Annotated in this window: 11 protein-coding genes; 4 read left to right on the top strand and 7 right to left on the bottom strand. The window is 70.0% G+C overall.

All coding sequences use genetic code 11. The annotated features are described in order from the left end of the window. Nucleotides 1-253 (bottom strand): hypothetical protein (locus tag HC022_RS12540; RefSeq protein WP_167452659.1); only part of this gene is annotated, 253 nt, incomplete at its 3' end. A gap of 164 nt (nucleotides 254-417) precedes the next feature. Here HC022_RS12540 and HC022_RS12545 point away from each other — a divergent pair. The 4 genes from HC022_RS12545 to HC022_RS12560 all read left to right on the top strand — a co-directional run bounded on the left by HC022_RS12545 (nucleotide 418) and on the right by HC022_RS12560 (nucleotide 3,436). Next, complete coding sequence (locus HC022_RS12545; protein WP_167452660.1) at nucleotides 418-615, top strand: hypothetical protein; 198 nt, start codon at nucleotides 418-420, stop codon at nucleotides 613-615. A 151-nt stretch (nucleotides 616-766) separates the two neighbouring features. Beyond that, nucleotides 767-1,438 carry a Crp/Fnr family transcriptional regulator gene (locus HC022_RS12550; protein ID WP_167452661.1) on the top strand — a complete coding sequence of 224 codons (672 nt, stop codon included), beginning with the start codon at nucleotides 767-769 and terminating at the stop codon, nucleotides 1,436-1,438. Between the two features lie 88 nt (nucleotides 1,439-1,526). Continuing rightward, entirely contained in the window at nucleotides 1,527-1,736 is a 210-nt protein-coding gene (locus HC022_RS12555) for a DUF2892 domain-containing protein (protein ID WP_040384260.1), read from the top strand. Nucleotides 1,737-1,876: 140 nt separating this feature from the next. Then, complete coding sequence (locus HC022_RS12560) at nucleotides 1,877-3,436, top strand: hypothetical protein (RefSeq protein ID WP_167452662.1); 1,560 nt, start codon at nucleotides 1,877-1,879, stop codon at nucleotides 3,434-3,436. A gap of 13 nt (nucleotides 3,437-3,449) precedes the next feature. On the opposite strand, the gene HC022_RS12565 is transcribed toward HC022_RS12560, so the two are convergent. The 6 genes from HC022_RS12565 to HC022_RS12590 form a co-directional block, all read right to left on the bottom strand. Next, a complete protein-coding gene (locus tag HC022_RS12565; protein ID WP_167452663.1) occupies nucleotides 3,450-4,166 on the bottom strand; it encodes an SGNH hydrolase domain-containing protein in 717 nt (238 codons plus the stop codon). Then, a complete protein-coding gene (locus tag HC022_RS12570; protein ID WP_089954212.1) occupies nucleotides 4,167-5,471 on the bottom strand; it encodes a sigma-54 dependent transcriptional regulator in 1,305 nt (434 codons plus the stop codon). Continuing rightward, nucleotides 5,468-7,204 carry an ATP-binding protein gene (locus HC022_RS12575; RefSeq protein WP_368484662.1) on the bottom strand — a complete coding sequence of 579 codons (1,737 nt, stop codon included), beginning with the start codon at nucleotides 7,202-7,204 and terminating at the stop codon, nucleotides 5,468-5,470. Before HC022_RS12575 ends, HC022_RS12570 begins: the two co-directional genes overlap by 4 nt. A 62-nt stretch (nucleotides 7,205-7,266) precedes the next feature. Then, the gene (locus HC022_RS12580) at nucleotides 7,267-7,650 is read right to left on the bottom strand and encodes a DUF1850 domain-containing protein (protein WP_167452665.1); all 384 of its coding nucleotides are present in this window, start codon (nucleotides 7,648-7,650) and stop codon (nucleotides 7,267-7,269) included. Next, nucleotides 7,647-9,788 carry a TRAP transporter permease gene (locus HC022_RS12585; RefSeq protein ID WP_167452666.1) on the bottom strand — a complete coding sequence of 714 codons (2,142 nt, stop codon included), beginning with the start codon at nucleotides 9,786-9,788 and terminating at the stop codon, nucleotides 7,647-7,649. The genes HC022_RS12580 and HC022_RS12585 overlap by 4 nt, the downstream gene beginning before the upstream one ends. Nucleotides 9,789-9,868: 80 nt before the next feature. Continuing rightward, on the bottom strand, nucleotides 9,869-10,094 hold a 226-nt coding region (locus HC022_RS12590), incomplete at its 5' end, for a TAXI family TRAP transporter solute-binding subunit (RefSeq protein ID WP_167452667.1).

Below are 10,094 nucleotides of genomic sequence, written 5' to 3' on the forward strand. Positions count from 1 at the left end.
CCTTCGCGCAGCTCCTGCCCGCCTTCTCGCTCGCGATGGTCGGCGTCGGCCTCTCGGCCCCCGGCGCGATGAGCGGGACCGCGCTGACCGTGGGCATCGCCATCATCGCCTCGACCTTCTTCCTCGTCGCTGCCGTGGTGATCGCCGCGGTGGGCATGGTGCTCGGCATCCGTTCGATGCTCGAGAACGGCGTCGCGGTCGAGCAGGCGCCGACCCTGATGATCGTCATCCCGCTGATGACGGTTCTGGGCATCCTGCTCATCCGGCAGGACCACGGGCTGCACATGCATTTCGAGAGCCATGGCTCGGCCGGCGACATGCTGACGATGCTCACCCAAGAAAAGGAGGTCGAGGTGCTAGGCGCGCTCTTCGGCGTCACCGTGCAGCGCGCGACCGGCTACGCTGATCTGCCCGGGCGTGGCGCTGTCGGTCATGATGCAGTTCTGGATCAACAAGGGGCTAGTCGCCGCCGGGCTCGTCGTCAGGTTCGGTCTGGCCTACTGGGCGCTCACCGGGATCGCGCTGGCGGCGCAGGTCGCGATGATCGTGCTGATGCTGGTGCTGAACCGCCGCCACTTCGGCCGCGCGCAGCTTGTCGCCTCGCCGGCGGAGTGACGCCGCCCGCAGCGTCGGGCCACATGCGCGGCGATGGGCCGCGCCCCACCCAAGGGCCGTCCGCGCTTGTCGTCGGGCGGCTCCTGCGCGAACGTCGCTTTCGGGGCCGCTTGCCGACCTTCCGCCCTCCCGCAGACAGAAGAGCAGACCGATGGATGACAGCTGGATTGACCGTTTCGAGGGCCTGAAAGGCTTGCCCGCGGACGTCCGCGCGGACCTGGCGCGGGGCAGCCAGGTGGTGTCCGTCCCCGCCGGCACGCTGGTCTTTGCGCCGGGGCAGTCGGCGGACAACCTGCTGTTGCTGCTCGAGGGTTCGGTGCGGGTGCAGCAGCGCTCGGACACCGGGCGCGAGGTGTTTCTCTACCGCGTGCACGCGGGCGAGAGCTGCGTGCTGACCACCGCCTGCATGCTGGCCTTCGAGGATTATTCGGCCGACGGCATCGCCGAGACCGACGTCACCGCCGCGGTCATCCCGCGCACCGTCTTCGACGACCTCGTGGGCCGCTCGAAGCTTTTCCGCAGCTTCGTCTTCGCGGCCTATTCGCGGCGGATCACCGATCTCTTCACCCTGATCGACGACATCGTCTTCCAGCGGATGGACGTGCGCCTTGCCTCGCGCCTGCTCGAACTGGCGGACGACGCGGGGGTGGTGCGCGCCACCCATGCGGTGCTGGCCACCGAGCTTGGCACCGCGCGCGAGGTGATCTCGCGCACGCTGGCCGAATTCCACCGGCGTGGCTGGATCGAACAGGCGCGCGGCCAGGTCGAGATCGTCGGGCGCGAGGGGCTCGAGCGTCTGGTCCGCGCCGCCGGGGTCTCCTGAGACGCGGCTCTGTGACCAAGTCACCGTCCGCAAGCGGCATGTCATGCGATGACGAGGGCATTACATGATTCCCGCCAAGGAGCACGACATGAAAACCAACATGGGCAAATTCGACCGCGCGCTGCGCATTGTCCTTGCAGCCATCCTGGTCTGGGTGGCCTTCGGAACCGGCCTCGCTGCCGCCGGGGTTCTGCACTGGCTCGCGCTCGCCGTGGCCGCGGTCTTCGCGGTGACGGCGGTGGTGGGCAACTGCCCGCTCTACAGCCTCGTCGGCCTGCGCACCTGCCGCGACTGCTGAACTCTGCACCGCCCGGGCGAGGGCGTTTCCGCCCGCCCGCCCGGACGGCACGCATCGCGCGCAAGGCACTAACAGGTTTGCCAATGGCCGTGCTCGTGGCATGGTTGTGCCAGACTGTCAGTGGCAACGGCGGGCGAGACATGCGTGGCAAGAGAAACGGCACTCCATTCATCGCGTCGGTCTGCGCGGCGATCCTCGCGCTGTCCGCCTGCACGGGTTCGGCCGAGGACGCGATGACCTTCCGCGAGGTCGACCTGCAGTCGCCGGTGCCGCCGGCGGCCTACGCGGGCGACGTCGCCTTCCGCGTCGCCCAGAGCTTTGCCGCGCGCGGGCAGGAGGTGCCCTTCGCCTTCTACCTCGGCCTCGCGCCCGCGGGCGGGACCCGCCTTGGAGCCAACGCCTTCGGGGACATGCGCGGCCTGCAGAAGGCGCTGCCGGGGCTGCTCTCCGGGCCCATCGAGGCAAGCTGCAGCATCGGGCTAAACGTCAATTTTGGCGGCATCGAGGCCGAGGGCGACGTGCTGCGCGCCGGTGCCTCGGTGAAGGCCTCGCTCTACCGTTGCAAGGACCGCGACACGCCCGAGGAACGCCGCGGCTTCCGCATGATCTCGCAGACCGTCGATGTGAATGCCCGGCTGCGCGCCGGTCTTGCCGGCAATTGCATCAGGCTCGAACTGGCGGATCTCGGCCTGAAGCCGCGCGGGATCCTCGGCGGGCTCGCCACGCTCTTCGGCTTCACCGAGCGGGTGCGCGCGGCCATTTTCGAGAAGGCCGAGACGGTGCTGGCCGAGAACCTCGTCTGCCCCACGCTGCCGGAACCCATCGCCATCCTCGAGCCGCAGTTCACCACGCTCGGCGTGCGCGAGGTGGGAGGCGGCGGGGTCGGCATGGCGCTCTCCGGGTCCGCAGATATCGGCGCCGACAACCTGATCGCCATCCTCGCGTGGCTCGGCGCCAACGCCGAGGGCGACGGCGCGCTGCGCTTCGTGCCCGCGCCGCCGGGGCAGGTGCGGTTCGACTTCGACAACAGCCTCGAGGTCAAGGGCGAGGATCTTGCCTACGGCATCGACGCGCGGCTCTCCCCGGTCGATGCGACCCGGATCGGGATGGAGGCGCTGCTCGATCTCGGCGGCATCCAGAAGCGCCTTCCCGACCTGCTGACCGGGCAGGAGGTGATCGACAGCTGCGGCGGCCACGTCACCATCGAGCGCTTCGAGACCGAGGCCGACGGCACCGCGGTGATCGCCAGGGCGTCCCTGGAGATGGAGAGCTTCGACTGCGTGCGCACGGGCGAGGGCTCGTGGGAACGCGGCGTGCTCGAAGAGACCAAGGACGTCGACGTGCGGGCGGATCTCTCGGCCGAGCTGGTGGAGGGCTGCGTGGTCTTCCGGCTGCTCGACCTCACCCGCGATCCGCCGGGCGCGCTGGGCCAGATCCAGACCGCTTCGGGCAGGCTCGAGGCGGCGCGGGCGCTGGTGCTCGAGGCGGTGGGGCTGGTGCTGGAAGAGGCCGCGCTCTGCCCCGAGCTGCCGCCGGAGCTGGTGGTGCTGAAGCCGCGCTTCGACTACGGCGCCCCGCAGGAGATCGGCGAGGGCGGGCTGGGCGTCGCCATGAAGGCCTCGATCGACGTGAGCCCGGAGACGGTCGTCGACATGCTCACCCTCCTGCAGGACCGCGGCCTGCTCCCGCCCGCCCCCTGAGGGGCGGGAGCGGTCAGTTCACGGGCGCGGACTGGATCACTGTGCCCCAGCCCATGCGCCGCCCGGGATTGCGTGAGCCTTCGCGGGTCAGGTGGCCATGGTCGAAATAGACGATGTGGCCATCCGCCATGGCGCGGCAGATCCCGTCCGGGCGCATGCCCCCCTTCAGCCAGATGACCGGGCAGGTCTTCGTGAGCTCCTGCAGGACGCCATCGATGTTGCGGGTGATCTCTGCCACGTCCGACAGCGCGAAGTCGCAGCACGACGGATCCTGCCCGAGCCAGGTGCTGCGTGTCAGGCACCGGCCGATGTTGTCACCGGTCTGCGGCGTCGGGGAGACGATCACCGCCTGTTTGCCCGCCCCTTCGATGGCCGCGAGGGTCCGGCGCATCATGTCGAGCGACAGCTCGGGGCTGGCAGGGACGATCCCGTCCGGGGTCAGCACCTGCCAGTCCTTCGAGACATAGGCCCGGAAGGGCGACGACAGCACGACATTTTTCACGCTGTCCTGGTGGCGCAGGTCGTCGAGCACCTTGGCGTTGAATGCGATGCAGCTCTCGCTCCAGTCTTGGCCGAGATCGACGGAATACGGGGCCGCGACGAGGAACCGGCTGCAACGCGACATCGTGGTCTGCACGATGGGCAGTTCGGGCGCCGAGGCGATCACGCCCTCGACGAGATGCGCGGCGAAGGAGGCGCCCCCAGATCGCGATGACCGGGGGCTGAGCACCTACACCCGGATACCGTACCGGCTGATCTTGTCGTTCAAAGTCCGGCGCGCCATGCCGAGGGCGCGGGCGGCGCGTTCGGTGTTGCCGCGGCAGCGTTCCAGCGTCAGGCGGATCTCGCGCGCTTCGAAGGCGGCGACCCGGTCGGCCAGCGTCTCGGGTTCGCTCACCGGCAAGGCGCCCTCCTCGGGCAGGTCGAGCCCCAGCACGAAGCGTTCGGCCACCGCCTTCAGTTCGCGCACGTTGCCGGGCCAGGGACGGTGCAGCAGGCGCTGCTTCAGCGCATAGTCCACCGGCGGCAACTCGCGGCCGTAGCGGGCGGCGGCAAGCCCGGCGTAATGGCTGAAAAGCAGCAGGATGTCGTCGCCGAGCGCCCGGAGCGGCTCGACCGCAATCTCGGCGCCCGCGAGGCGGTAGAACAGGTCCGGCCGGAAGCTGCCGTCCAGCGTCAGCCCGCGCAGGTCGGTCTTGGAGATGGCGATCACCCGCAGGTCGAGCTGCCGCAGCCGGTTCTCGCCGAGGCGTTCGACGGCGCGCTCCTGCAGCGCCCGCAGCAGCTTGGGCTGGATGGCGGCGGGCATGGCCTCGATCTCGTCCAGCAGCAGCGTCCCGCCCGAGGCGGCTTCGAGCTTGCCGGCCTTGTCCTGCGCGCCCGGAAAGGCGCCGGCGACATGGCCGAAGATCTCGATCTCGAAGAGGCTCTCGGGCAGCGCCGCGCAGTTCATCGCCACGAAGGGACCGGCAGCGCGGGCGCTTGCGGCGTGGAGGGCGCGGGCGACCAGCTCCTTGCCGGTGCCGGTCTCGCCCGTCACCACGATGTCGAGATCGCTCGGCGCCAGCGCCGCGATCCGGGCCTGCAGCGCGGTGATGGCGGCGGACTGGCCCAGCAGCCCGCCCTCGTCGCGGCGGGCCATCTGGTCCTGCAACCGTCCGATCTCGGCCCGGGTGGCACGGCTGCGCAGGCCGCGCTCGATCACCGTGAGCAGGTGCATGCCGTCATAGGGCTTCTCGAGGAAATCCTCGGCACCCGCGCGCATCGCCTGCACCGCCTGCGCAAGATCGCCATGGCCCGAGATCATCACCACCGGGCAGTCGGGATCGCGCTGGCGCACCGCCTCGAGCACAGCCTGCCCATCCATCCCGGGCATCCGCAGGTCGGTGAGCACGAGGTCGGGCCGCCGCTCGGCCGAGAGCGCCGCGCTGCCCGAGGCAAAGCCCTCGGCCTCGTGCCCCGCCGCGCCGATCAGGTCGCAGAGCGCGTGCCGGTGATCGCCGTCATCCTCGACCACATGGATCAGTGCCGTCATTCCGCGGCCTCCCATTCCCCGCCGTTCCGGTTCTCGAGCAGCGGCAGGATCACCGAGATCTCCGCCCCGCCGTCGGGATGGTTCCTGATGTCGAGCCGCCCGCCGAATTGCTGGACCACCTCGAAGCTGATCGCAAGCCCGAGCCCGAGCCCCTCGGCGCCGATCTTGGTCGAGAAGAACGGCTCGGTCATGCGCGGCAGCACGTCCTCGGGGATGCCGGGGCCGTTGTCGCGCACGGCCAGTGCCAGCTCGCCGCCGGTCTCGCGGATGGACAGCGTGACCTCGCCCCGCCCCGGCTCGACCGCCTCGATGGCGTTGTGCAGCAGGTTCACCAGCACCTGTTCGAGCCGCACGTGCCCGGCCCGCACCATGGGATCGCCCGCGGGCGCCTCGAAGCGGGGCTGGATGCCCGCCGCATCGGCGCGCGGCCGGGTCAGCGCCAGCGCCGAGCGGGCGACCTCGACCACCGGCACCGGCGCCAGCGGCGCGGCCTCGCGGCGGGAGAAGTTCTTGAGATGCTTGGTCATGCGCTGCATGCGCCGGATCAGCCCACGGGCCGATTGCAACCGTGCGGCGGTCTGCTCGGGCGCGCGCGAGAGGCTGAATTCGGCGGCGGTGAGCGTGGCCTCCATGGCGGCGAGCGGCTGGCTGACCTCGTGCACGATGGCCGCCGACATTCGACCCAAGGCGGCCATCTTCTCGGTGTGCACCAGCGTCGCCTGCGTGGCACGGAGATCCGCCTCGACCCGGGCGCGGGCCTCGATCTCGCGGGCCAGCTCGGCGGTACGCAGGCGGACCTTGCGCTCCATCACCTCGGTCTGACGCAGGCGCAGCGCGATGAGCCGCTGCCGGTGGCGGCGCAGGTCGGCGAGCCCCAGTCCCAGCAGCCCCGCCAGCAGCACCAGCGCCGCGGTGGCCCCCGCCGCCCCCGCCGCCGGCCAGAGCGGTGTCGCGATCAGTAGCCGCCAGCCGTTCTCGAAAGGGGTGCCGCGCAGGATCGCGGCACGGCCCTCGCCCTCGATCAGCAGCACCGAGCCGCGGGTCAGCAGCGGCTGCGCCTGATCGAGCGCGGCGCTGTCGTAGACCCGCGAGGCACCGAGCCGGCTGCGGGTCTCGGGCGTGAGCGGGGTCAGCGGGCGGTAGCGCCAGCCGGCCTGCGAAGACAGGAAGACCACGTCGTCGCGGTCGGTGACGGCGATGCGCTGCCCGGCCTCGGCCCAGGCCTGTTCGAGCGGCCCGAGGTCGATTTTCACCACCATGACGCCGTTGACGCCGAGCGCGGGATCGTCGACGCGGGCCGAGATGAAATAGCCGGGCTCGCCGGTGGTGACGCCGATGGCGTAGACTGCGCCCGAGCCGGTGGCGCGGGCCTCGGTGAAATAGGGGCGGAAGCTGTAGTCGTGGCCCACGTAGCTCTCGGGCTCGGCCCAGTTCGACGAGGCCAGCGTCAGGCCCTCGGCGTCCAGAAGGTAGAGCCGTTCGGCCCCGGTCTGGGTGACGATCTTCTCGAGATAGCGGTTGGCGGCGTCGATTGCCCCGGGCGCGCCGGGATCGCTCAGCGCGTCGTGGATGCGGGCATCCTCGCCCGCGACGCGCGGCAGGTAGCGGAAGCGGTCGATCTCGGTCTGGATGGCGCGGTGGCTGACCAGCAGCGTCTGCTCGAGCCCGCGGCGCTGCTGCAGAAGCGTCACCTGCCAGGCCAGCGCCCCGCAGAGCAGCGCGCCGAGCAGCACCAGAAGCAAGCGCCACCGCCTGTCCGGCCTCATCCGGCGCAGGAGGGGGCGCCGCCGGGACATCAGCCCTGCTCGGCGCTCTCGTCGCCGCAGGGGGCCACCTCGATGGGCGCGCCCGAGGTCGCGCCGAGCTCGACGCACTTCGCCGCGCAGAGCCTCCAGGCCGAGGGGGTCTCGCCCGAGGCGGCCAGCATCAGGCGCGGCACCGGCGGCAGGTCGGGCACCCAGACCCACCAGCCGTCCTCGAAATGGCCGCCGGGGCCGGGCTCCATGCCCGCCCCCGAACCCTTCACCGCGGCGCCTGTCAGCTGCAGCCGGTCGTCGCCGGTCACCTGCCAGGTCTCGCGCCAGGTCTCGCGCTCCACGGAATGGGTCCACTCCAGCGTGAAGGTCCCGCCATTGGCCAGGGCGAGTGCCATCGCCCCGGCCATCAGGCAGCCGCTCATGCCGACACCGGAGCCTTGCGCCGCCAGACCAGCAGTCCGAAGACCACCGCCAGCGCGAAGCCGATCTCGTCGGTGATCGGCAGGGCCGCGACCAGCGTGAAGGCGGCGGCCACCGCGATCAGCCGTTCCCAGATCGCCAGCGGACGCCCCAGCCAGCCGATGACGCAGGCACCCCAGAGCGCCAGTGCCATCAGCGCCTTAAGCACGATGTAGGCAACCGCCGGCCAGTAGCCGATGGCCCCGGCAAGCGCACCGCCGTCCTGCAGCATGAGCGCGGGCGTGTAGACCGCCATGAAGGGCACCACGAAGCCCGCCGCCGCAACCTTGATTGCCTCGAAGCTGATCTTGAGGCCGCTTTCCTTGGCGATGGGCGCTGCAGCGAAGCAGGCCAGCGCCACCGGCGGGGTGAGGTCCGCGAGGATGCCGAAGTAAAAGACAAACATGTGGCTGACGATCAGCGGCACGCCGAGGTCGAGCAGCGCGGGGCCGGCGATGGACGAGGTGATGATGTAGTTGGGGATCGTCGGGATCCCCATGCCAAGAATGATGCAGGTGATCATGGTCAGCACGAGGCTCAGGAACAGGCTGTTCTGCCCCACCGAGACGATGAACTGGCCAAAGGTGTTGGCCCCCCCGGTCAGGGTCATCACGCCGATGATCACCCCCACCAGCGCGCAGGCGATGCCGACCGGCAGCGCGGTCTTGGCGCCGTCGGCGAGACTGTCGCGACAGACCGCCAGCGTCTCGCGCCCACCCTTGAAGAAGGCACAGGCGGCAATCATCACGGCGATGACCAGCAGCAGCGCGTGGATGCCGAACTTGAAGAAGGCCGAAGCGCAGAGCCCGAGCACGATCCAGAAGATCACCCGCACCGCCGTCGAGGGCATGCCCATGGCGATGGCCGCCCCGAGGATCAGCATCCCCGTGAGCGCGAGCCCGATGGTGCCGGCGAAGAGCGGCGTGTAGCCCGAGAACAGCAGCCAGACCAGCACCGCGAGCGGCAGGATCAGGTACCAGCCCTCCTTCAGCGCCTTGCGGGCCGAGGGCATCTGGTCGGCCGAGAGCCCGCGCAGGTCGCGCTTGCCGGCCTCGAGATGGACCATCCAGAAGGCGCCCGCGAAGTAGAGGATCGCCGGCACCAGCGCCGCCTTGACCACCTCGACGTATTGCACGCCCAGCGTCTCGGCCATGATGAAGGCCACGGCGCCCATCACCGGCGGCATGATCTGCCCGCCCATGGACGAGGTCGCCTCGACGCCGCCGGCAAAGGCCGGGCGGTAACCGAAGCGTTTCATCAGCGGGATGGTGAACTGGCCGGTGGTCACCACGTTGGCGACGCCCGAACCCGAGATCGTGCCCATCAGGCCCGAGGACAGCACCGACACCTTGGCCGCGCCGCCCATGCGGTGACCGACGAGGCCCAGCGACACGTCGGTGAAGAGCTTGATCATCCCGGCCTTCTCGAGGAACGAGCCGAACAGGATGAAGAGGAAGATGTAGGTCGCCGACACGTAGGTCGGGATGCCGTAGATGCCCTCGGTGCCGTAGGCGATCTGCTCGACCACCTGCTCGAAGGCATAGCCGCGGGTCTGCATGACGCCGGGGGCGTATTGCCCGAAGAAGGCATAGGCGAGGAAGATGCCGCAGATGATCGGCAGCGCCGGGCCCATCAGCATCCAAGCCGCGATGAACACGGTCGAGCCCGCGATGCAGCCGAACACGAGGTCGAGCGTGGTGGGGTCGCCTGCCCGCATCAGCAGCGGGGTGTACTCGATCCACTGGTAGGCCGCGACGGCGACGCCCGCCGCCCCCAGCACCCAGCAAATGGTCTTTGCGACAGAACCGAAGCCGCGCCCGTAGGCCAGCAGCGGGAAGCCGAGCGCCATGAGGAAGCCGACGTGCACCGCCCGCATGACCTGGCTCGGCAGGTCGATGACATGGGCCGCGATGGCGATCTGGTAGACCGAGAACACCACCGCCAGCCAGAACAGGAACCGCCCGGCAAAGCCTCCGGGGAAACCGCCCGAGAGGGCGTCGTGCAGCTCGACCACCTCTTCGGCGCGGCTGCGGCCTTCGGGGGCCCTGGCTGTATCGGAAACGTTGTCAGAACGCATCTCATCCTCCGGATTCACGCTCATGTCATCCTCCTCTTCACGAAGGCGGCCCGGGCTTTCCGGGGATTACCGGAAAGAGCCGGGCCGCCGGGGTCTTTCGTGGATCAGTCCAGCAGGCCCTGCTCGCGGTAGTACTGCTCGGCACCCGGGTGCAGCGGGATCGGCGAGTTCTTCACCGCGTTCTGGATGTCGATCGCACCGGCGGCGGCATGCGCGGCCTTCATGTGGTCGAGGTTCTCGAAGAGCAGCTTGGTCATCTCGTAGGCCAGCTCGTCCGAGACGTCAGAGTTGGTGACGAGAATGTTGGTGATCGCCAGCGTCGGGATGTCC

Origin of the sequence: Salipiger sp. HF18, from assembly GCF_011806505.1 — a bacterium.
Taxonomy (GTDB): domain Bacteria; phylum Pseudomonadota; class Alphaproteobacteria; order Rhodobacterales; family Rhodobacteraceae; genus Salipiger; species Salipiger thiooxidans.